The sequence below is a fragment of the Orenia sp. genome (genome assembly GCF_055140805.1).
In genome coordinates, this window is sequence record NZ_JBSQYM010000026.1 from 1 (window position 1) to 23,988 (window position 23,988).

24 protein-coding genes and 1 other annotated feature are annotated in these 23,988 nt (G+C 34.5%); all 24 genes read right to left on the minus strand.

Translation table 11 applies throughout. The features are described from left to right. Window positions 1-434: 434 nt before the first annotated feature. Window positions 435-1,688, minus strand: a complete 1,254-nt coding sequence (locus ACTCDL_RS04315) for a glutamate-5-semialdehyde dehydrogenase (RefSeq protein ID WP_463174305.1) — start codon at window positions 1,686-1,688, stop codon at window positions 435-437. 117 nt (window positions 1,689-1,805) lie between these two features. After that, window positions 1,806-2,921, minus strand: coding sequence for a glutamate 5-kinase (gene proB / locus ACTCDL_RS04320; protein ID WP_463174306.1), 1,116 nt, complete (start codon window positions 2,919-2,921; stop codon window positions 1,806-1,808). 159 nt (window positions 2,922-3,080) lie between these two features. Further along, the gene (gene yhbY, locus ACTCDL_RS04325) at window positions 3,081-3,374 is read right to left on the minus strand and encodes a ribosome assembly RNA-binding protein YhbY (protein ID WP_463174307.1); all 294 of its coding nucleotides are present in this window, start codon (window positions 3,372-3,374) and stop codon (window positions 3,081-3,083) included. An 18-nt stretch (window positions 3,375-3,392) separates the two neighbouring features. Beyond that, window positions 3,393-4,682, minus strand: coding sequence for a GTPase ObgE (obgE, locus tag ACTCDL_RS04330; RefSeq protein ID WP_463174308.1), 1,290 nt, complete (start codon window positions 4,680-4,682; stop codon window positions 3,393-3,395). A 273-nt stretch (window positions 4,683-4,955) separates the two neighbouring features. After that, window positions 4,956-5,255 (minus strand): 50S ribosomal protein L27, encoded by a 300-nt coding sequence (gene rpmA, locus ACTCDL_RS04335; protein WP_463174310.1) that lies wholly within the window; start codon window positions 5,253-5,255, stop codon window positions 4,956-4,958. Then, window positions 5,248-5,583: a ribosomal-processing cysteine protease Prp gene (locus ACTCDL_RS04340; protein ID WP_463174311.1), complete on the minus strand. Its 336-nt coding sequence runs from the start codon at window positions 5,581-5,583 to the stop codon at window positions 5,248-5,250. The genes rpmA and ACTCDL_RS04340 overlap by 8 nt, the downstream gene beginning before the upstream one ends. A gap of 10 nt (window positions 5,584-5,593) precedes the next feature. Continuing rightward, window positions 5,594-5,905, minus strand: a complete 312-nt coding sequence (rplU, locus tag ACTCDL_RS04345) for a 50S ribosomal protein L21 (protein WP_463174313.1) — start codon at window positions 5,903-5,905, stop codon at window positions 5,594-5,596. A gap of 11 nt (window positions 5,906-5,916) precedes the next feature. Then, window positions 5,917-5,991: a sequence feature (ribosomal protein L21 leader region), on the minus strand. Between the two features lie 116 nt (window positions 5,992-6,107). Beyond that, window positions 6,108-7,784 (minus strand): Rne/Rng family ribonuclease, encoded by a 1,677-nt coding sequence (locus ACTCDL_RS04350; protein ID WP_463174314.1) that lies wholly within the window; start codon window positions 7,782-7,784, stop codon window positions 6,108-6,110. Between the two features lie 176 nt (window positions 7,785-7,960). Next, a complete protein-coding gene (locus ACTCDL_RS04355; protein ID WP_463174315.1) occupies window positions 7,961-8,677 on the minus strand; it encodes a TIGR03936 family radical SAM-associated protein in 717 nt (238 codons plus the stop codon). Further along, complete coding sequence (locus ACTCDL_RS04360; protein ID WP_463174316.1) at window positions 8,667-10,544, minus strand: TIGR03960 family B12-binding radical SAM protein; 1,878 nt, start codon at window positions 10,542-10,544, stop codon at window positions 8,667-8,669. The genes ACTCDL_RS04355 and ACTCDL_RS04360 overlap by 11 nt, the downstream gene beginning before the upstream one ends. A 187-nt stretch (window positions 10,545-10,731) precedes the next feature. Then, entirely contained in the window at window positions 10,732-11,598 is an 867-nt protein-coding gene (locus ACTCDL_RS04365) for a site-2 protease family protein (protein ID WP_463174317.1), read from the minus strand. A 134-nt stretch (window positions 11,599-11,732) separates the two neighbouring features. Then, window positions 11,733-12,866, minus strand: coding sequence for a rod shape-determining protein RodA (rodA, locus tag ACTCDL_RS04370; protein WP_463174333.1), 1,134 nt, complete (start codon window positions 12,864-12,866; stop codon window positions 11,733-11,735). A 155-nt stretch (window positions 12,867-13,021) separates the two neighbouring features. Beyond that, window positions 13,022-13,288, minus strand: coding sequence for a cell division topological specificity factor MinE (gene minE, locus ACTCDL_RS04375; RefSeq protein WP_463174318.1), 267 nt, complete (start codon window positions 13,286-13,288; stop codon window positions 13,022-13,024). Window positions 13,289-13,468: 180 nt separating this feature from the next. Next, window positions 13,469-14,260 carry a septum site-determining protein MinD gene (minD, locus tag ACTCDL_RS04380; protein ID WP_463174320.1) on the minus strand — a complete coding sequence of 264 codons (792 nt, stop codon included), beginning with the start codon at window positions 14,258-14,260 and terminating at the stop codon, window positions 13,469-13,471. Between the two features lie 13 nt (window positions 14,261-14,273). After that, window positions 14,274-14,885 carry a septum site-determining protein MinC gene (gene minC / locus ACTCDL_RS04385; protein WP_463174321.1) on the minus strand — a complete coding sequence of 204 codons (612 nt, stop codon included), beginning with the start codon at window positions 14,883-14,885 and terminating at the stop codon, window positions 14,274-14,276. A 322-nt stretch (window positions 14,886-15,207) separates the two neighbouring features. Beyond that, complete coding sequence (gene mrdA / locus ACTCDL_RS04390; protein WP_463174323.1) at window positions 15,208-17,052, minus strand: penicillin-binding protein 2; 1,845 nt, start codon at window positions 17,050-17,052, stop codon at window positions 15,208-15,210. Continuing rightward, window positions 17,045-17,545 (minus strand): rod shape-determining protein MreD, encoded by a 501-nt coding sequence (mreD, locus tag ACTCDL_RS04395; RefSeq protein WP_463174324.1) that lies wholly within the window; start codon window positions 17,543-17,545, stop codon window positions 17,045-17,047. Before mreD ends, mrdA begins: the two co-directional genes overlap by 8 nt. Before the next feature lie 2 nt (window positions 17,546-17,547). Continuing rightward, window positions 17,548-18,429, minus strand: a complete 882-nt coding sequence (mreC, locus tag ACTCDL_RS04400) for a rod shape-determining protein MreC (protein ID WP_463174326.1) — start codon at window positions 18,427-18,429, stop codon at window positions 17,548-17,550. A 311-nt stretch (window positions 18,430-18,740) separates the two neighbouring features. After that, entirely contained in the window at window positions 18,741-19,802 is a 1,062-nt protein-coding gene (locus ACTCDL_RS04405) for a rod shape-determining protein (protein ID WP_463174327.1), read from the minus strand. 27 nt (window positions 19,803-19,829) lie between these two features. Next, a complete protein-coding gene (radC, locus tag ACTCDL_RS04410; RefSeq protein ID WP_463174328.1) occupies window positions 19,830-20,519 on the minus strand; it encodes a RadC family protein in 690 nt (229 codons plus the stop codon). Then, complete coding sequence (locus ACTCDL_RS04415) at window positions 20,516-21,088, minus strand: Maf family protein (protein WP_463174329.1); 573 nt, start codon at window positions 21,086-21,088, stop codon at window positions 20,516-20,518. Before ACTCDL_RS04415 ends, radC begins: the two co-directional genes overlap by 4 nt. A gap of 50 nt (window positions 21,089-21,138) precedes the next feature. Then, entirely contained in the window at window positions 21,139-21,669 is a 531-nt protein-coding gene (locus ACTCDL_RS04420; RefSeq protein ID WP_463174330.1) for a Gx transporter family protein, read from the minus strand. Window positions 21,670-21,852: 183 nt separating this feature from the next. Beyond that, window positions 21,853-22,431: a hypothetical protein gene (locus ACTCDL_RS04425; RefSeq protein WP_463174331.1), complete on the minus strand. Its 579-nt coding sequence runs from the start codon at window positions 22,429-22,431 to the stop codon at window positions 21,853-21,855. Window positions 22,432-22,634: 203 nt separating this feature from the next. Further along, window positions 22,635-23,648 carry an RnfABCDGE type electron transport complex subunit B gene (locus ACTCDL_RS04430; protein WP_463174332.1) on the minus strand — a complete coding sequence of 338 codons (1,014 nt, stop codon included), beginning with the start codon at window positions 23,646-23,648 and terminating at the stop codon, window positions 22,635-22,637. Between the last annotated feature and the right edge of the window lie 340 nt (window positions 23,649-23,988).

Below are 23,988 nucleotides of genomic sequence, written 5' to 3' on the forward strand. Positions count from 1 at the left end.
ATTTTTAAATGTCCCCCTTAAAAGGGGAGGAATAAAAAGAAGTTAAAGTCCTCTCCTTATTAGGGAGAGGATTTAGGAGAGGGTGGTTTACTCACACTCTTAGCTCACACTCGACACAAAACTGTCGCAATATATCCATTAAATTACACTTTAGACTTGTTTATCTATAATATTAAAAAAAGAGGAGCCTCTCAGCTCCCCTCAAAATATAAGTATTTATTTGTTACTTGTCACTCCATCAGTTCTTACTGCTTCCTACGATTCTTGCATACCCTTCGTGATGGAAAAATCCCCGACCGAATTTTTCCTATCCTTCTTATTTATAACATCATATTTAAGTATTTTAATCCAAATTTTCAATCTTAACTCCAAAATTTATCCCTACGAGTTCTTTTGAACTCTTCGTGATGGAAAAATCCCCGACCGAATTTTTCCTATCTTATCTGCCCATCTCCAAAGATGATGAATTTATTGGTAGTTAACTGATTGACCCCCATTGGTCCACGAGCATGAAGTTTTTGTGTACTGATTCCAATCTCTGCTCCCAGTCCAAACTGACCTCCATCGGTAAATCTAGTAGAGGCATTGACATAGACAGCAGCAGCATCGATTAAATCTAAGAATTTATGGGCTTTAGTATAGTTCTCTGTAATAATCGCCTCTGAATGCTTAGAGCTATACCTATCTATATGTTCTATAGCCTCATCTATATCCTTGACAACTCTTACAGCTAAGATATAATCAAGATATTCTGTCTCCCAATCCTCTTCAGTTGCAGCCTCTACCTCGGCAACAATTTCTTGTACCTTAGCACAGCCTTTTACTAGAGTATCCTTCTGTTTTAGCTCCTCTACAATGGTAGGCAAGAACTCTTCTGCTACATCTTGATTAACAAGGAGTGTCTCCATAGAGTTACATACTCCAGGTCGTTGGCATTTAGCATTGATAACTATTCTTCTAGCCATCTCTAAGTCAGCCTCGCTATCTACATAGGTATGGCAGTTACCAACACCAGTTTCAATAACTGGAACAGTCGAGTTCTGAACTACTGCCTGAATCAGACCTGCTCCTCCACGAGGAATAAGCACATCTAAATATTCATTTAACTTAAACATCACCTGTACCGCTTCTCTATCAGTACTTTCCACCAATTGTACACTTCCTTCAGGTAATCCAGCTTGAACAGCAGCCTTAGCTAAAGCATTAGTGATAGCCTTATTAGAATTAATAGCATTAGAGCCACCACGTAATAAGACAGCATTTCCTGCCTTCAAGCAAAGACCTGCCGCATCAGCAGTTACATTAGGACGAGCCTCATAGATTATCCCTATTACACCTAAAGGAACTCTTACCTCTCCAATCTTTAAGCCATTAGGACGCTTCTTCATTCCTAAAACCTCACCAATTGGATCATCAAACTTAGCAACCTCCCTTAAGCCATCAGCCATTCCCTTAATTCTCTCTTCAGTCAATAATAGTCTATCTAGTAGAGACTCAGGTAATTGATGCTCACGACCATAATCCATATCCTGTTCATTAGCAGCTAAGATTTGTTCAGTCTGCTTCTCTAGTTCATCAGCCATCTCTAACAGAGCCTTATTTTTAATCTCAGAACTAATATGAGCTAGCTTCCTAGCTGCTTTTTTAGCCTGTTGGGCCTTAGTAACAACCTCTTCTCTTATACTCATCTGCTCCACCCCTCTTTATTAAGTAAAAATTAAGAATTGAAAGTTAATAATTATTTAAAAGTTTTATAATCTTAAACATTTTTTGCTCATCACTCATCACTAATTACTGCCCTTAAACTATATAAGCACTAAATTATCACGATGAATTATTTCATCATAATCTTGGTATCCCAATTGCTCTTTAATCTTACTTGTATGTAGACCTTTAATCTGTTCAATCTCCCTTTGAGAGTAGTTGACTAATCCTCGTGCCAAACTATCTCCTGCTTCATTCACTATATCCACAACAGCACCTGCTGCAAAGTCCCCTTTACTAGCTAATACACCACAAGGTAATAGACTCTTACCTTTTTCAAGTAAGGCTTTGGCAGCACCTGAATCTATAACTATCTTACCTTCTACATCTAAATTAAAAGCAATCCACTTTTCACGACTAGCTAATCTATCTTGAGATAAGAATAAAGTTCCTATCTCCACCCCCTGAGTAACCTGTGCTAAGATATTATCTAGACTACCATTAGCTATTACTAAAGGTATCCCTGAACGGGTAGACACCTTAGCAGCTCTAATCTTAGTAATCATTCCTCCAGTACCCCGCTTAGTACCCGCATCACCAGCTAAAGCCTCTATCTCGTGACTAATATCATCAATCCTACTAAGTAGCTTAGCTTTAGGATCTTGACGAGGATCGGCTGTATAAAGACCATCAATGTCTGATAAAATGATTAATAAATCTGCATCAATCAAACTGCTTACTAGGGCAGATAAGGTATCATTATCACCAAATTTAATCTCTTCAACTGCTACTGTATCATTCTCATTAATAACTGGAATCACTCCATATTCAAGCAGTTGATTTAAAGTATTTCTGGAGTTAAGATACCTTTTTCGGTCAGTTAAATCCTTCTGGGTCAATAGTACCTGTGCCACCTTCTGACCATATTCACTAAATAACTTCTGATAGGTCTTCATTAATATTCCCTGACCTATTGCAGCTAGAGCCTGCTTCTCTGGAATAGTCTGAGGACGCTCTACTAAATTTAATTCACCCTGACCTGCTGCCACAGCTCCCGAGCTAACTAATATAACTTCTTTACCTTGATTATTTAAATCAACAATCTCTCTAATCAACTTTTCTATTCTTCCTAAATTAAGCTTGGCATTCTGATAAGTCAGACTACTGCTTCCAACCTTAATCACAATCCTCTTAGCACTTCTTACACTTTCACGCATAAAAGTCACCTACTTTATCTCAGTAATCGGGAATCAGTTATCAGTAAGCTATACTGTCTCTAAACTCCAGATTCCTGACTCCTGATAACTAAACTACCGTGATATATTCATTAAACTACGTTTTAATAACTTACTTACACTTAATATCCATACTGAAAATTACTTAGGCAAATTATATCTTTTAATATCTTTATTTTCACGATAAAGAACAAAGACATTTCCGATAGCTTGAATAAATTCTGCTTTACAAGCCTCTGCCAATTCATGGGCTGCTTCTTTAGCACCATATAATGAATTGTTCAATACTCTAAGTTTAATCAGCTCTCTTGCCTCTAAAGTCTCATCAACCTGTGCAATTACATTTTCAGTAATACCATCTTTACCAATTTGGACTATAGGATCCATATTATGTGCCTTCCCCTTTAAAAAACTACGTTGTTTTCCTGTTAACAATTTTATCACTCCTATTATTTATTCTGAATATTCAAATTCCCATCCTTCAATCTCGATAGTATCTCCTTCTTTAGCCCCAGCTGCTTTTAAAGCATCATCTACTCCCATCTTACGTAATGTCTTAAGGAAGTAATATAAACCTTCATCAGTAGTGAAATCTGCCATAGCTGTTTTACGTTTAATCTCTTTACCAACTACTTTATAAGCACCATCTTCTTCTACTATCTCAAAGGCCTCTTCTGCTTCACCAGGTTGAGGCCCGCGGATAATAACCTCTTCCTCTTCTGACACCTCTTCATCAAAAAAGTCTGGGGCTTCTTTAACTAAGATATCAGCTCGTTTAATCAATTCCTTTAATCCTTTACCTGTAGCAGCAGAGATAGGATAAATCTCATAGCCTTCTGCTTCCAATACTGCTTTGAGCTTAATCAAATTCTCTTCTGACTCTGGTAAATCCATCTTATTAGCCGCCACTATTTGAGGTCGCTCCATTAACTTCTCATTGAACTTCTTTAACTCTTGATTGATTCTTCTAAAGTCTTCTAAAGGATCTCTTCCTTCAATTCCTGAGACATCTAAGACATGAACTATCACCTTAGTTCTCTCAATATGGCGCAAGAAGTCATCTCCTAACCCTACACCAGTATGAGCACCTTCAATTAGTCCAGGGATATCAGCCATAACAAAGGAACTATAATCACCTACTCTAACAACACCCAAATTCGGCTTTAAAGTAGTAAAATGATAAGCACCAATCTTAGGCTTAGCAGCTGATACTTTGGAGATAATAGTAGACTTACCTACACTAGGATAACCTACCAGACCTACATCAGCCAAAACCTTTAGCTCTAGCTTAACCTTTCTCTCTTCACCTGGCTCACCATTCTCTGAAAACTTAGGGGCCTGTCTAGTAGAAGTCTTAAACCTAGCATTACCTCTACCACCACGCCCACCATGAGCAATTACAATCTCCTGATGCTCATGGATCAAATCAGCAATTACCTTTCCAGTATCTACATCAGTTACCGTTGTACCAGGAGGAACCTTGATAATCATATCATCTGCATCTTTACCATGCATATTCTTACTCCCTCCACGTTCTCCAGAAGAAGCTTCATAAGACTTTCTTTCTCTAAAATGTAATAATGTATTTAGACCTTCATCAACAGTAAAGACTACATTACCACCATGACCACCATCACCACCACTGGGTCCACCAGCAGCAACAAATTTTTCACGGCGAAAGCTACTCATTCCGTCTCCACCATCGCCACCTTTAACCTCAATTACTACTTCATCTACAAACATTATTTATCTACCTCCAATAAACAGTTGATAATTGATAATCTATAGTAAATAATTAAGCTATTACTTTGGGTATGTATTAGAAAAAATCAACTGTTATTAACATTTCCTAAAATAGTTAATCTTATTAAGATATTATAACATAAACTAACTTTAAGTTTAAGCCCGAGTTTAAGATTATTAAAAGCAACAGTAGGGAACAGTTCAAACTGTTCCCTACTTATTTTTAAACATTAAAAAAAGCTCCCAGTCTACAACTGGAAGCTTTTTGTCGATTTATGCCATAGCTTGAACTTGTTCTTCAGTATAAACACTTACTTGCTTCTTGTCTCTACCTTTTCTTTCAAAAGCTACGTATCCATCAACTGTAGAGAATAAAGTGTCATCTCCTCCACGACCTACGTTTAGGCCAGGGTGGAATTTAGTTCCACGTTGACGAACGATGATGCTACCAGCACTAACGTATTGTCCATCGTGTCTCTTAACTCCAAGTCGCTTAGCAATACTGTCACGACCGTTTTTAGAACTTCCAACTCCTTTTTTCTTAGCGAAAAGTTGTAAATTCATCTTAATCATTCTTTCCACCCCCTTCAATTATTTTTATATATTCCGAATACTCTGCTTGTATACCCTTTAAACCAACTAACATCGTCTCTAAAATAGCTTTAACCTGTTGGTCTTGAGCTATATCTGATGTCAACTGACAATCTAGCCATCCATCTTTAACATCTATATTTATATCAAAATCTAAATAGTCTGTCAAACCTAAAACAGCAGTCTGCATAATTGCTGAAATTCCTGCACAGACAATATCTTGTCCATACTCTCCATATTCAGCATGCCCACTACCTGCAAAACCAATAATATTATATGACCTATCTCTTTTGAGCTTAATGATAATCATTAGAAAAAAATTACGCCTCAATACTCTTGATTTGTATTGCTGTATAAGGTTGTCTATGACCATTCTTTTTACGGAAATTGTTTTTAGGCTTATATTTGAAAATAATAACCTTCTTACCTTTTCCTTGAGAAACTACTTCAGCAGTTACTTTAGCACCTTCTACAGTTGGAGTTCCAACTTTTAAACCATTATCAGTAGATACTAATTTAACTTGGTCAAACTCAACAGTTTCACCAGCTTCATTATCTAGCTTTTCTACTCTAATTACTTGACCTTCTTCTACTTTATATTGCTTTCCACCTGTTTGAATAATTGCGTACATTCTGTGCACCTCCTCTACCTCAGACTCGCCGATCACTAGGTACTCTTTAGAGTTTTTTAACCCGTATCGTGCGGTTTTGGCAGTGGCTTATATAAACCACTCACGACTATGAATTCTAACATAGAATCCCAAAGATGTCAAGATGAATTTTAGTATAAGTATGAGTCTGAGAATTTACTTAATCTTAAACTCAAACTGAGACTTAATAATCAATTGTTCTTACCACTTTAGCTATTGCATAAGTCTTCTTAACTTCTATAATTTCTACCCTAACTTTCTTACCTATTAGAGAACCTCCATCTATAATATCAATGATATAACCATCTAATCTAGCAATTCCATCATCTAAATTGTTCATATGCCTCTCTTCTACTTTAAGGTTTAATCGCTCTCCTATATTTAAGGGCTTAGCTAGAACTTGAATCTCTGAATTAGAACCAATCTTTAATACATTGATATCCTCTAAATGTAACTCCTTATTACCCATAATGTAAATCTCTTTATTTAATTCTTCCTCTAACTTATCTAGGTTTTTTCCAGCTACTCCAATCAACCTAGAAGCTAGTTTAGGATGAACTTCTAACAATATAGCTTCTGCTCTACTCTCCCAGAATATCTCTTTGATTTTACGGATTACCTCTAAAAAGATAGTATCTTCAGACAAAATATTACCTGTCCCTTGACAATAAGGGCATTCTTGCTGTAAAAACTCACCAACCCGTTCTCTTTCATTCTTGCGAGTCATCTCTACTAATCCCAACTTGGTCAAGCCTAGAATATTACTTTTGGTCTTATCCTTATCTAACTCTCTTCTTAAGGTATCCAAAATCAACTCTCTATCTTTATCTACCTTCATATCTATAAAATCAATAATGATAATTCCACCGATATCTCTAAGCCTTAACTGTTTAGCTATCTCTTTAGCTGCTTCTAAATTGGTCTTAACAACAGTATCCTCTAAATTATCCTTACCAACATAGCTTCCTGTATTAACATCAATTGCTGTTAAAGCCTCCATACTATCAATGATCAGATATCCACCGCAATTTAAAGAGACTTTACGCTTTAATAGTCCTTTAATCTCTTCTTCAATATTATAATAATCAAAGATAGGCTTAGGATGGTCATAATAATAGACTCTGCTCTCCAGCTCTGGTGAGATATGTTCAAGGGTTCTCATCGCTTGATGATAATCTTTCTTATTATCTATAATCAATTTATCAATTTCAAGAGTAAATTTATCTCTAATTACCTGTTTAACGGAGTTGAGATTCTTATAGATCAAAGAAGGTGCTCTATCTTTATTTGCTTCTTCTTCTATCTCCTCCCAGAGATTGAGCAGGAAATCAAGGTCTTTTTTTAGCTCTTCCTCAGCTTTGTAGGCTGCCACTGTTCTCACAATTAATCCTTTATCTACAGGAAGCATATCATAGGCTATACTCTTTAATCTCCTTCTTTCAGAATTATCATCAATTCTCCTAGAAACTCCTACATGTCGTTTACTATTCATCAATACTAGATATCTTCCTGCAAGACTCAACTTACAAGTACCTCTAGGTCCTTTAGTTCCTAAAGCCTCTTTACTAATCTGTAGCAAAATTTCTTGACCCTCTCGAACTACTTGTTCAATTCTAAACTTCTTATCTTCTACAAGAGGAGTTAAATCTTTAGAGTGTAAGAAGACATTCTTCTCCAACCCAATATCTACAAAAGCTGCCTGCATCCCTGGTAAAACACTCTCAACCCTTCCTTTATAGATATTCCCTACTATCTGTTCAGAAAAATCCCGCTCATAAATAATCTCTACCAATTTTCTATTCTCCAAAATAGCAACCCTTGTCTCTAACCCTATATCATTAATAACTATCTCCTTACTCAACTTCTCACCCCCTTACTTAAAGCAATTGAGAATTGACAATGTATAATTGATAATTAAAAAATTAAGTTCTTAAAAGCATAATTGCTTCAGATACTGCTTATCCACTTTACAAATTAGAAACTGAAATTGTAGGTTTAAATGATTTTAATTGTAAATTATCAATTCTCAATTGTACACTATCTTTTTATCGCTTCTATTGGGCTTATAGTTTTTCCCTCATCTTCTATATATAATCCAGAGCGATGAATATTGACCAATTTTGCAGGTTGAATAAATTCTGAATAATCGGCTAAAGCATCAACCACTTCTTCAGGTCTAAGATTTCCTGAACTTCCTGTCTGTATTAGCATATCAATTGTTGCCAAATCTCCTTGAACACCTATAACTTCCAATTTAGATATCATCGGCTTAATATCAAAAACCCTATCCTTCTTTCTTCTTCTCTTTCTTCTAATTACAATCTCTTCTTGGGCTAAGAAATTAACTACTTCTTCTCTTAATTTATCTATATCTATCTCTTTAGTCAATTCCAATCTCGCAAAATAACTTGATTGCCTAACCAATGAAGCTAAAGATTTACTTTTAGATATTAACTGCTTAGCTTCTATAACTTCAATTCCTCTTGGTAGTACTTTGTTTAAAGCCTCTTTAAAATCTTGAACATCCATAGTTTCTTCCATTTCAAAATCAATATATTCACTATCACTGGTCAGACCTACAGCCAACGCAGTAGCAAAGGAGATATTTGGAGTAGGATTATATCCTTGAGAATAAGCTATAGGAATATTTGCTCTACGTAAAGCTCGATTCATTGTATTTAAAAAATCTAAATGAGAAATAAATCTGACCTCATCACCTTTTAATAATCTAGCTCTAATCTTATTATTCTCCACTATTATCACCACCTATCAGTGAGATTTTTGCATCCAAATTATTCAAAATCCCACATCCAGTACAGTTATTAAATCTACAATCTGGTGTTAACTCTACATTAATTGCTTTCTGATACTCTTTCTTTAGGTATGCTTTATCAACACCTACTTTTAAGTGATCCCAAGGTAATCTTCCTTCTAGATTAAAGTTTCGATAGACATAATCTTCCAAATTATATCCAGACTCTTCAAAGGCTTTCTGCCAGAGATCATAGTCAAAGTGCTCACTCCAACCATCAAATTTAGCTCCAAGCTCCCAAGCCTTCTCCATAACATCAGCCACTCTTCTATCACCACGAGCAAAGACAGCTTCCATAGTACTTAGATATGGGTCAGTCCAAGTAAAGGATAAATCCTTGCCTCTTAGCTCATTTCGTAATAATTGTTGCTTCTCTTTAATCTCTTCTAAAGTATTGAATTTAGACCATTGAAAAGGAGTATGGGGCTTAGGTACAAAGGTAGAGACACTTACTCCTACCTTGACTCTCCGCTTATTATCAGAATTTCTTCTAATCTCATCACCAATCTCAGCTACCTTCTTAGCCAAATCAGCAATCCCTTTAATGTCCTCTAAAGTTTCAGTAGGTAAGCCCATCATAAAGTATAGCTTAACCCTTCTCCAGCCCTCTTTAAAGACAGCTTCAGTAGTTTCTAATAAATCCTCTTCATCAATCCCTTTATTAATAACATCCCGCAACCTCTGAGTTCCAGCCTCTGGAGCAAAGGTCAATCCCGTCTTTCTAACTGCTTGTAACTCTTTGGCTAAATCTACTGAAAAGGAGTCAACTCTCATTGAAGGTAAGGCAACACTTACTCTTTGGTCTTTATACTCTTCTAAAAGATCCTTGGCTAAATCCTCTATCTTACTATAGTCACTGGTGCTTAATGATGATAAGGAAATCTCATCATAACCAGTACTTTCAATCAGCTTCTTTGCTAAATCCTTAATTCTTTCATGGCTTCTCTCTCTAACAGGTCGATAAATCATACCTGCTTGACAGAAACGACAGCCCCTAGTACATCCTCTTGCGACCTCTAAAGTAACTCGATCATGGACAATATCCATATAAGGTAAGATAAGCTTCTGAGGATAATAAGACTCATCCAAATTCTGTATAACCCTCTTTTTTAGCACCTTAGGTGTATTATTCTTAGTTTCAAATTCAACTACTTCTCCATTATCATTATAATTTATCTGATAAAAGCTAGGTACATAGATACCTTCAACCTCTGATAGATTTTTTAGTAGTTCTTCTTTAGAAGTATCACTATTCTTCCAAGCTAGATATTTATCAACTACCTCTCCAATAGCAGCTTCAGCCTCTCCCAAAAGTACTACATCTACAAAAGGTGCTAAGGGCTCTGGGTTGAAGGCACAGGGACCGCCAACAATGACTAATGGAAACTCCTTACCTCTATCTTCATTTCTTAATGGTATTCCTGCTAAATCCAACATATTCAAGATATTTGTATAACTCATCTCATATTGTAGCGTAAATCCTAACATATCAAAATCAGCCACTTTAGCTCTATTTTCTAAAGTAAATAATGGTATATTATTCTCTCTCATCTTCTGTTCCATATCAACCCAAGGTGCATAAACCCTCTCAGCAACTGTATCTTCTCTTTCATTTAACAGATGGTATAAAATCTTAATCCCTAAATGGGACATGGCTACTTCGTAAACATCAGGAAAAGCCAGGGCAACCTTCATCTTTACCTGATCTAAATCTTTCTTAATCATATTTAATTCATTTCCCATATAACGGGTTGGTTTACTTACTTCTGGCAGAATTTCTTGTATCTTATTAGCTAAATCTATCGCCATCAATTTCACTCCTTATCTTACAATTATTATCATCAACTAGAGGGGCGTAATATAGTAATATACTACGCCCCTAGATAACAGTCAATTATTAAAGTATTTATTTAGTTGAATTTCAATATAAAGATTATCAGTTGATAGGTACTTTTTTAAAAGCAGTAAATAATTAATAAAGTATAAAATAGAGCTTTTAATCTAATAAATCCCTTATCGGTTTCTCTAGACCATCATTAACTAAAGAATTGATAAACTTATCCTCTGTTACTAAACCTAACAGCTTTAACTCTTCATCCACCACTCTGATCGTATGAAAGCGATTAGGAACTAGACTTTCAATAATTTCTTTTAGTGGAGCATCTTCAACTGCGATTAACTGCTGAATATACCCAACCCTCTCCTTTAAAAGATTTCCTTTCTTTTTAGCAATATATTGCATCAAAACATAAGAAGCATACCTTCCCTCTTTTAAAGTAGCAAAATAAATGAAAAAAGCTATAAATAATAGAATAATATTAGTATACCCATAGCAAATTCCAAATAAACCTACAATCGCCAAAAAGATAGCTATTACTCTACTTATTCTCAATGTATAATATGTAGCCTCTTTAAACCCCATCTTATTAGTCAAAAATGCTCTAAGTACACGCCCACCATCTAAAGGTAGAGCAGGAATTAGATTGAATAATCCAATGGTCAAATTAATCTTAATAAAATAAAATCCTGATATTAAAGGGACAATTTTGTACCGCAATAAGATTAGAGCTATTCCTGCTAAAATTAGGTTTAAAATAGGACCTGCTAAGGAAATTTTTACCTCACTTTTAGGCTTTAGTTGAATTAAATCTCGAAACTTCGCTACCCCTCCAAAGGGTAATAGTTCAATTTCATTGACTCTAACCCCTTCTTTTTGAGCTATAACAGAATGAGCTAATTCATGTAAGATTACAATAATAAAATTTATACTAGCAGTTAAAAATAACCCTGAAATTGAAAATAAGAATAATATCAGTAAAAATAATATATTTAACTTAAACTTCACACCCAACATCTTTAGCATCCTACTGCCACCTTCTTTCATTAATATAAATATTAGTGGCAATAATCTAATATGTCTATTAAATACATTAACAAGCGACAAGTAACGGGTAATAAATAATAAGTCTCTTATTACTCGTTACTTGTTACTAGTGACTAAAATAGCATCTTCTTTCTTCTAATATTGACATTCATAACAATAGCAATTGCAATTAAATTTGTTAACAAAGAACTACCGCCATAACTAAGAAAAGGCAAAGGAATTCCTGTAACAGGCATTATTCCAATAGTCATACCTACATTCTCTAAAATATGGAAAGTAAACATCGATAAGATACCAACTACCAATAACTGTCCAAACTCATCTCTAGCCTCTCTAGCTACCTTTACTGCTCTCCATAAAAGAAGAAGATATAACAACAGAACTACCATAGCACCAATAAAACCAAATTCCTCACCTAAAACCGAGAATATAAAATCAGTATGCCTCTCAGGCAGAAAGTTCAGTTGGTTCTGAGTTCCTCCAAAAAGCCCTTTTCCTAAGAGTCCTCCCGAACCTATAGCAATCTTAGATTGAATTACGTTATAACCTGCCCCTAGAGGTTCTAATTGGGGATTTACTAAAACCAATAATCGCTTTAACTGGTATGGCTTTAAAGGTATAAATACACCCCAATAAATATGAGCTGTTATCCAAGTAATTACTGTACCTACTCCAGTTAAAAAAGTCCCTACTAAAAACTTAGCATTAGCCCCAGCCACATATATCATTCCAACAAAGATAGCTATCAATACTAAAGCTGAACCCAAGTCATTTTGTAATAAAACTAGTGCAAAAGGTATAGCCATATATATCCCTGGAACCGTCAAACCTAAAATATGATAAACATTATACTTACCCTTAGATAATACATCAGCTAAAGCAATAATCACAGCTAATTTAGCAGTTTCAGCTGGCTGAAAATTAACTGGACCCAACTTAATCCATCCTTGCCCACCTTTAATAGTACTTCCTAAAACTAATACTATTATTAGAATTAAAATATTTAAAATATAAATAATATTAACATAATCTCTTAAGATCCTATAATCAAAAAATAGACTGATAATAACTAGAGTAATTCCAGCTAAAGCAGCTATAATCTGTTTCTTTAAAAAGATATTCTGCAATAGGGGATTATCGGTGATATTAGTAGCACTACCAATAATAACTAGACCTATTATAATTAATATTAGAGTAATTATTGGTATTGAATAGTCAATATTCTTAATTAACTTTTTAACTATAATCCCCTCCCTTATAAAAATATTAATATAATTTATTATTTCTTTTCAATAATAAATTATATAATATTAAATAAAATTAGTCCACCAAAAATTAAGACCAGGATTGATCCTGGTCTTAATTTTTAAGTCTATTATCAACAATTATAGTGTACCTAAATCTATCTATTCTTTAATCTTTTAACTGGTATATTGGCAATTAAAGCTACTGAATTATCTTGTCGTTCTAAATCCATATCTATTCTGTCATTATCTATATCTAAATATTTAGAAATTACCCCAATCAACTCTTCTTTCATTTCATCAATTACCTCTGGAGATACTCCTATTCTATCATGCACTAGTACCAACCTCAACCTCTCCTTAGCAACATCTTTACTAGAAACATCTTCCTTGATATTAAAAATCCCTTTCATTATATCTAACAAATTCCTCTTCCCTCCCATAACCCTATTTTTCGTAATTTAGAAATAACTAGATTCAAACAGAACATCTATTATATATAGCTGTCAGATAAGTTTTCCTACATCAATAAGGTTTTTTTTTAGGGCTTTTATTAAGCTAATAGCTTTAATAAAAATTCAGATTTTATATATCCTTAATACTTATTATCCTAATCCCACTAAACGCTTTATCTTATTTAATAAACCTTCTTCTAAATTAATTAGCGGAACCTCTTCACCCTCAATTCTGCGCGTAATATTCCAGAAGGCTTCACCCGAACGAGTATTATCTGATAAAACTACTGGCTCACCCTTATTGGTAGATACAACAATTTTCTCATCTTCAGGTACAATCCCTAATAATTTTATAGCCAAAATTTCAATCATATCCTCAATATCCATCATATCTCCACGATTTATCATATCTATTCGCACACGATTGATAATCAATTGTGGGTCATGAACACCTTCTGCCTCCAACATACCAATAATCCTATCTGCATCTCTAACTGCTGAAACCTCTGGAGTAGTTACCACTACAGCTTCATCAGCTCCTGCTATAGCATTTTTAAAACCTTGCTCAATACCTGCAGGACAATCGATAATAATATAATCAAATTCTTCTCTTAATTGGTCAGTTAATTCTGCCATCTGTTCTGGATTAACAGCAGTCTTATCTCTTGTTTGAGCTGCAGGCAACAGACATAAACTACTATACCTCTTATCCTTAATTAAAGCCTGTTCTAATCGACAGTTGCCTTCGACCACATCAACAATATCATATACAATTCTATTCTCCAAGCCCAACACTACATCTAAATTACGCAACCCTATATCAGCATCTATCAATACAACTTTTTTCCCTAATTTAGCCAAACCAGTTCCTAGATTGGCAGTTGTTGTAGTCTTTCCAACACCACCTTTTCCAGAAGTAATAACATAAGCCTTTCCAGCCATCAAAATACCCCCTTTACTTTCTCAAATAATCAATAATAATGTGTTTACCTTTCAATGAAGCAATCTCTGGAGTGTCAGGAGAATTAGGAGGAATATCAGGAGCACGGGTAATATAATTAGCGATCCTAAGTTGAGTAGGCTCTAGTCTAAAAGCTGATATAGTAGCTGATGTATCTCCTTTAGCTCCCGCATGGGCAATACCCCTAAAATGACCCATAACTACTATATCTCCTTCTGCTACAATCTCTGCTCCAGGGTTTACATCTCCTAAAATTACAATATTGCCTTCAAATCTAACAGTCTGCCCTGAGCGTATTGTACGTTTGACTAATAATGTATCTCCTTCTTCTTTAGAATCTACAAATCTATTATCATTATTGATAAATTCAATCACTGAAATTCCTCGTTGTTCTCTAAAGATTTCTAATAGTTCATTTTTTTGTTTAGTAGTTAGACCTCTCCTACCCAGTTTAACTCTAACCATCAGATCATCATCGAAAAAATCCCCTGCTTGAATAAACTTACTCCTCAATTCTTCTTTAATATAATCAAACTCTAATTCATCATTCAAAATTATAATAAGACCTTCTAAATCACCTTTAAATGTCACTCCTCTATTCAACATCTTACTTCCTCCTAGATAATCAATGAATCTAAAAATATAATTATTCATCTTATATTAACATCTTGTGTCAGTAACAAAAGTGCTACAATAGAGAGATAATGCAACACTTTGGTTGTGGTTTACACGCAGAGTTATTTTTAACTCATAGGAGGTAGATAGGTGGGTAGATGGTTAGAAACTGCCTAACTACCTAACCCTCTAACTCCCAACCACCAAAGTAAAAATGTCCCAATATCTCCATAAAGAAAGACTATTTATATTAAACTTTAATTAACACAATACGTTATATTAGTAATTATATAATCCATTGATTTTATATCTCTTAATCAGAGCCTTTATCTTCAGAGATTAATTCTAAATTAAAATAATCTTTAATAATCTCTTTGGCTATAGGTAATGTGTTTCCACTTGAAGTCCCATACTCAATAAAAACAACCATTGCAATCTCTGGTTTATCAGCAGGTGCATAGCCAGCAAACCATCCATGGTTAGGTCTACCTTTTCCAGTCTGAGCAGTTCCAGTCTTTCCAGCAACGGTTATAGGCAGGTCTTCAAAGGCTCTTCTTGCTGTTCCATAAGTAGTAACACCTTTTATTCCATCTTGAATAGTCTTTAAAGTTCCCTTAGAAAGAGATAATTCATTTAATAATTTAGGCTCCAAATCTTTAATCACCTTACCATCTCTATCAACTATCTTATCAACTAATAAAGGTTGATACAACTTACCACCATTAGCCACAGCACTGACAAGGTTCACAAGTTGAATAGGTGATGTCCTTAAATTGCCTTGTCCAATAGATAAATTAATAGTATATCCTGGATACCAGATCTTATCTTCTCTCTTCTTAAAATAATTCTTTCGCCAATCAGGATCAGGTACTAGACCAGTAGCTTCATTATCCAAATCCACCTCTGTTCTCTCACCTAAACCAAATTTATGGGCATATCTCTGTAAAATGGTTTTATCTTTCTTATATAATTCATGTCCAATCTTATAAAATACTGTATTATTTGACCAAGCTATTCCTTCTAGAAAACTTACATCACCTTGACCATAGATATTCCAGTTATTAAATCTAACTCCCCCAGTCTCATAGTAACCTGGATCATAGAAGTGAGTATCTGCTTTAATACCTAACTCCTCCATACCAGCTGTACCAGTCACTATTTTAAAGATAGAACCCGAAGGAGCACTGGTACTAATAGCTCTATTTAATAGAGGCTTTCTAGGATCAGTACTCAACCTTGTCCAATCCTCTTGGGAGATCCCACCTACAAATAGATTTGGATTGTAATCAGGTAAACTAGCCATAGCTAAAATACTACCATCATGGGGATCTGTTACTATTACCGCTCCACCTCTAGGAGGCTCAATAACATCCTCATCCTCCTTAGCTTTCTTGGTCAATAAATCTAGTTCTTTAGCCAATATTCTTTCAACATCCTCTTGGAGCTTAGAATCTATATTTAAAATCAAATCATAACCTGCAATAGGTTCCTCCACTCCAAGAGTCCTTATCTTCTCTCTTACATTATTGACCTCTACTAGCTCTCTTCCTTCTTTTCCTCGCAGATACTTCTCATAATATAGCTCTAAACCTGTCTTACCAATTATATCACCAACATTATAGCCCTTTTCTGCAAGATTTTCTAACTCACTTGCTGAAATTTCTCCTACATAACCTAAGACATGACTGGCCAATTTATCATAAACATATTCCCTCATTGGAGTCTCCTCTAAAATAACTCCTGGTAACTCACTTTTATTCTCTTCTAACAAGACCAACTCTTCATGGCTTATATTCCTCTTTAATCTAACGGTCTTTCCTCTTTTTGCTTTCTCAATCTTATCACGAGCCAATTTTATATCTAAGTCTATAATTTGATTTAATTTCTCCAAAATCCCATCTAAATCTTTAACATCATCTGGCACTATTGATAAGGTATAAGCTAGCTTATTAGAGACTAAAACTTTACCATTTCTATCATAAATTCTTCCTCTAGGTGCACTAATAGACCTAAGAGAAGTTCTATTTCCTTCTGATAACTCCTTAAATCTCTGACCTTGGTAGATCTGCAGATAATAAAGTCTAGCAATTAATAAGAGAAAGATAGCCACTAATATCAAAGTAAAGGGAAATAACCTTTTCTCATTACTATCAGTCAATAAATTTCCTCCTAGCTAAATAATTATCAATTTTATAGATCACTATATTAATAATTATAGATAATATAGAATTATAAATCACCAAAGGAATAATTACAGATTTGAATACAGCCTCAATAGAGAGCTCTGTTATTAGATAATCTGTAAAAGAAATCACTAATAATTGGTTGATAATAGTAGCTATAGCTACCCCAACAGGAGGCACTATTATATTCTGTGGATAGATATGGTCTTTAAGGAATCCAAATAAATAACCTATAATCGTCTTACTAATAGCATTAATTCCAAAAAGTCCGCCAGAAAACCAATCCTGCAATAAACCTGTAATAAAACCTAAAACCCCTCCGATAGTCTTTCCGCGATAAATTGCTAAGAGGGTAATTATAATCAAAAGTAAGTCAGGTATTATATTATAAAAAAGACTATAAGGAATAATAGCAGTTTGCAAAATCAAAGCCAAAAACACTAAAAAACCATATAATAAATAAATCATTATTATTTTTCTCCTTCAAGTTGATGATCAGAATTTAAGGGTTCAAGTAAATCGACTTTAGTACTAAAGTCAGTAATAACCAATACCTCTTCTACTCTTCTAACATCTATAAAAGGAGCTATTAGTGCCGATTGAGTTAGGCCATAATTATCAGGACTCACTGATATAATCTTTCCTATAGGTAATCCTTTAGGATAGTATTGTGAACCTGAGGTGACAATTGTATCACCTGTCTTAATATCAGCATCCCAAGATAAATTATTCATCAAGAGTCTGCTTTCTTGAGTTTGACCCTTAACTACCCCTAAATCACGTGAATCTTCCCTCTGAACAAGACCCCCTGCTACAAAATTACCATCATTAATCAATAAAATCTGTGCTGTATGTGCAGTAACTTGCTGAGTAATCCCTATTAAATAGCCACCTTTAGCTACTACAGGCATCTTACGCCTAATTCCAGCTTTACTGCCCCTATCTATAATTAAAATATTAGACCAATTATCAGAACTATGTCCAACAACCGTTCCACCTACTACTTTATATGGTACAAACTCTTTGAAGTTTAAAGATTCTCTTAATCTATAGTTTTCTAACATAACCTTCTCCAGCTGCCTTAAACTATAATTTAAGTTTTCTACCTTTTTCTTTAACTTCTCATTCTCTTCCTTTACACTTTTGTAATCTAAGATTACTCTAAAAGTCCCTTTAGAAAAATCTTGGATACTATTAACTACCACAAATCCAGGCTTTAATAAATCAATAGCCAGCCCTTCAAATTTATTATAATCTCTATCACGCCCTACAAGATTGATAAATCTAATTAAAATCACAATAAATACAATAATTAATACCTTTTTACGATGTTCCTTTAAAAACTCTAACACATCTATCACCTTAATCTTAGATTACTATTTTTTAACTTTTAAAATCAACCTATTACAATAAACTACACATGCTAGCTAACTTTCAATACGAGTAATATTTCTTTATGGGTATATTACGACATTTTTAGATCAGTTGACGGTTGACGGTGGACAGTTTACAGTAAAAGACAAAATCCTAGATTTTAAGGGCTTTTAGTGCTTTTGAACTTAACTGTCAACTGTCAACTGTACACTGTCAACTAAGACACGAAAGTATCACATTATCTCTATATTCCATCACTTTTCCTACTAGCATAAAATACTATAATAATCTAGGATAATCTTTTTGGACTAATTAATACATTCTTAAGATTGTTTATCTCTTCTAATACTTTTCCAGTACCATAAACTACACAATCTAAAGGATCATCAGCTAAATAAACTGGCATGCCAGTCTCTTGAGAGATAAGCTGATCTAAACCTGCTAATAATGATCCTCCTCCAGCCATAACAATCCCTCTATCCATAATATCAGCTGATAATTCTGGTGGGGTATTTTCTAAAGTACTCTTAACAGCTCTAATAATATCATTAACTGGCTCTTTTAAAGCCTGTTGAATCTCTTCAGCAGTTATTGTGACAGTCTTAGGCAAACCATTGACTAAATCTCTACCTCTAATATCCATAGTATCCTCTAAACTAAGTTCTGAATTAGAGCCGATATAAGCAGAACCTACAGAAATCTTGATCTGTTCAGCAGTTCTCTCTCCAATCATCAGGTTGTATGTATTCTTGATATAATGTACAATTGCATCATCAAGTTCATCTCCACCAACTCTGATAGAATCTTTAGTTACAATTCCACCTAAAGAGATTACAGCAACCTCTGTAGTTCCTCCACCAATATCTACAACCATATTACCTGTAGCTTCATGGACAGGAAGACCTGCCCCAATTGCTGCAGCCATAGGCTCTTCAATCAAATAAGCCTCTCGAGCACCAGCATGTAAGGAAGCATCAATAACTGCACGCTTTTCTACCTCAGTGACACCAGAAGGAACACAGACAATGATTCTTGGTCTAACTAAACGCTTACGTTTATGAGCCTTAGTAATGAAGTACCTTAACATCTTTTCAGTAACTTCAAAATCAGCAATCACCCCATCCTTCATAGGTCTAATTGCTACAATGTTACCTGGAGTCCGCCCGATCATCTTCTTAGCCTCATCACCAACAGCCAACACCTCTTCTTTAGAAGTGTTTTTTTGAATCGCAACTACAGATGGCTCTCGAATTAATACACCTTTTCCTCTAATATAAACCAAAGTATTAGCAGTTCCTAAATCTATCCCCATATCTCTAGAGAATGGAGCAGTAAAAATATTCATTACCATAACTATATCCCCTTTCACAATAACTGTTTAAAATAAATTTTTGGCTTTTAAACTACTATATTTACTTTTACCAATAATTAAATGGTCTAAAACTTCAATCCCTACCAACTTCCCTACTTTAAAAAGCCTCTTAGTAATCTCTATATCCTCTACACTAGGTGTTAAATCCCCACTAGGATGGTTGTGGGCTAAGATTATTGAAGCACCACTCTTTTTAATCGCATAGCGAAAAACCTCTCTAGGATGAACTATCGAGCTATTTAAACTCCCTTTAGAAATTTCACTAACCCCTATAATTTGATTCTTAATATCAAGTAAAACCACTATGAACTTCTCCTGATAAGCATAACCTATCCTAGGAATTAAGATTTCAGCTACTTCACTAGGTGAATTAATCTTAGTTAAATCTTTTCTAGCAATATTTAGTCTCTTACTAAGCTCGGCTACCGCCTTTAATTGGGTTGCCTTAGCTAGTCCAATTCCTTTGATTTCTTGTAACTCCTCTATACTATACTCTACCAAACAATTAACCCCTTCACAAGTGGTTAACAATTGATTAGCCAAATCTAAGGCAGTATTCTCTTGAGAGCCTGTCCTTAATATTAAGGCTAATAATTCAGCAGTCGATAGACTTTCAGCACCATACTTTACCATCTTTTCTCTGGGTCTCTCTTCAGTAGGCATATCCTTAATCGTTAGATAATTGTTGACACTCAATTTAAAGTTACCTCTATCCCAAGCATTCTTAATATCTCTACTAGCTTAACTAAAGATAAGCCCACCACATTATAAAAGCAACCATCTATCCTTTTGACAAAAATAGCCCCCTGATCTTGAATACCATAAGCTCCTGCCTTATCTAAAGGCGCCCCTGTAGAGATATACTCTTTAATCTCTTTTTGCCCTAATTTTCTAAAAGTAACATCGGTCTTTTCATAATCAGTTATAACTTCTTGACCTTTAATTACTGTAATACCTGTTAAAACTTGATGGGTTCTTCCACTCAAATCAGATAGCATTTGAAAAGCCTCCTTATCATCTTTAGGCTTTTCTAAAATTCTATTATTTAAACAAACTATTGTATCTGCTGCAATTATAACTCCTTCTTCAGCTTTGGCAACAGCAGCTGCCTTTAGACAAGATAGTCTCTTTACTAATTCTTTAGGACTCTTTTTCTTGACTTTAGATTCATCTACATCACTTACTACAACCTTAAATTCAAGATTCAACTGTTCTAATAAGGACTTTCTTCGTGGTGAACCAGAAGCCAATACAATCTTTTCCATTGCAAATTCCTCCATAATACAGGCTTAAATAGCCTTCGGTATTTAATTCGTTAATTTTTGTCAAATTCCTGCTTATTCATCAAATCAAATTTTAAATATTTTTCTAATTTTAATACAATTATCCCTATAAAGACCCCTGTTGGCAAAGATAGAATTAGAAGATAGGGCAAATAGAATATGATTCTCCAATTTGACATTAGCAAATAAGCCATAATTACTTGCCCTAAATTATGAGAAGCAGACCCCCAAACACTAATACCAATTAGACTAAATCTAGAACTATAGTAATAGAAGATACTCATAATTAAGAAGCTAAATAATCCACCTGTTAAACTCAAGAAGAAACTTGTAGTTAAAAAAGTACCTATTAATAATGATGAGATGATTATTCTCATTAATAGTACCTGTAAGCCACTTAAAAAACCATAGTTGCTCAATACTAATAAGGTAATAATATTTGCTAATCCCAACTTTGCTCCAGGAAAGAGCAAGGTGGTAGGTAGCATAAACTCCAAAATATGTAACACTATTGCTCCTGCCACCAATAGGGCTAATATTAATTTATCTCTAATTGAGTCCATAAATTAAAAACCTTCCTTCAATATTATATCAAGATTAGGACTTTTATAAACCAACTAACCCAATAAAAATAATTGTAAAATCCCACAAAAGATATAATAGAATGCTACATATCATTATAACATGATTGACTATCGATTGTTATATTTTTTAGATTAAGATTAAAACTTAGGCTTAGACTTATCTCATTTTAACTTGTTAATAAAATCTTTCATTACTAATATATTCCCCAACTTATAAGAATTTAGACATAGTAATGTCAAGATTATAGCAGAGAGAATAATTCTGCCCCGCATGATCCCTAATACTAACATAACCACTCCTCCATCTAAATTCATAATCACCCCTAAGGACAACCCTTCTAAGATGCTCGCCTCTCTCAACTCTTTAGAAACTACCGGGTAATATATTAATTTTGAGAAATTATCATAATTTGTCTTATGGCCTAACATATAAAAGTTCTGCCCTTCTTTCGGGGTAATCTTTAAGGTTCCCTTCCTATAAGTTACCATATCTCTTAAAATGGCTAGAGAAGATATAACTAAAGCTATAATAGCAATTATCTTTGCCAAAATAACTGGCAATAAAATAATAAGTAATTTACCTATTACACCAAAAATAATTAATGTTACCAAACTAGCTAAAGCGAATAATAATAATGAGATCCTCTTAACTTTGATATTACAAATTTCATAAACCATACCATATAAAAAACTATCTAGACTGACAGCCATTCCTAAAATTAATAAAGCTATTAAGTACATCTGCCTCCCTTCCTTTCTATAGTTATCTAACTTAGCAATTCTTACATTTATAATTAGAATAATTAATTTTATAGATAATATCGCTTAATGGGTATTTTAAAATTAGCGTGAGTGGGTGTGTGAGTGTGAGTAAACCCTAATAAAAAGAAGTTTTACACACACTCACACTCATAGCTCACACTCGACACAAAGTTCTTTACCCTTTATACTTCTTGATATTCAATTGCATCCTTTGGACAGACCTTCACACACTGTCCACAGTTAATACAGGCTTTAGTATCTAATTGATGCTTACTGCCAGGCTCCCCTGCAATAGCATCCACAGGACACTTTTTAGCACATAAGGTACAGCCTACACAGTCCTCAGTGATTACAAGAACCTCTTCCTTTGGCTTTTCAATCTTAATAGTCTCATAAGGTGTATTCAAAATTGCATCTGTTGGACAAACCTGAACACAGGCTCCACAGCCCACACAGGTCTCTGGGTCAACTACTGGAAGATTATCTACCATCTCTATAGCATCAACAGGGCACTTCTTAGCACATAAGGTACAAGCAATACAGCCTTTCTCACAAGCCTGCTTAACCTCTTTTCCTTTTAAAACACTCTTACATCTGACTACTATATGTTCTGTATTGCTCATTAAAGTGATAATACTTCTTGGACATTCACTAACACACTTGCCACATCCTGTACACTTATCAGTATCAATTACTGGAAGACCATTATCATCCATATACATTGCACCAAAAGCACAGACACTAACACAATCTCCAAAGCCTAAACAGCCATATTCACAGGATTTAGAATTAGCTACTCTATTAGCTGCCCTACATTTAGGTATCCCTTGGTACTCTGCTTGATTAAAGGTTTCTGCTTTACCCCCTTGGCAGAGAAGCTGAGCAACCTCTCTCTCTTTTGAAGATGAACCTGCATCAATTCCCATAATATTTGCCACCTGCTCAGCTACATCTGGACCACCAACAGGACAACCATCACAGACAGTCTCTCCCTCAACTACAGCCTCAGCAAAACTAGCACAGCCAGGATAACCACAGGCACCACAGTTAGCACCTGGCAAGGCCTTCTCTATCTCTCCTTTGCGCGGATCTTCTTCTACCTTAAATTTCACCGATGAGTAAGCTAATCCTCCAGCAAATAATGCTCCTAATAACCCCATACTAGGAATTGCATTTATAAATATATCAAACTCCATCTATTCCACCTCCGTTGAGTGTGAGTGATTAGTGTGAGTGTGAATAAAGAATAAAAATAGGCTACCCTCAGTTTTCTATAATTAAAAACTAATTCAAAACAATTTTTTGCCACAGATATTCACGGATTTTCACCGATAAATTCAAAAACTTTTTAAAATCTATATAGAACATGAAAAAGAATTTAAATTAATTTAGCAACGCCCTGAGGTAATTTATCCGAAGAAGTACTCTTGGGGTGCAAATTAATGCGAATCACACGAATTAGGATATTAATAGATTAAATTAAAGATTTAAAAACTCTTGATTTTAATTCGCGTCAATTCGTGAGATTCGTTGCAA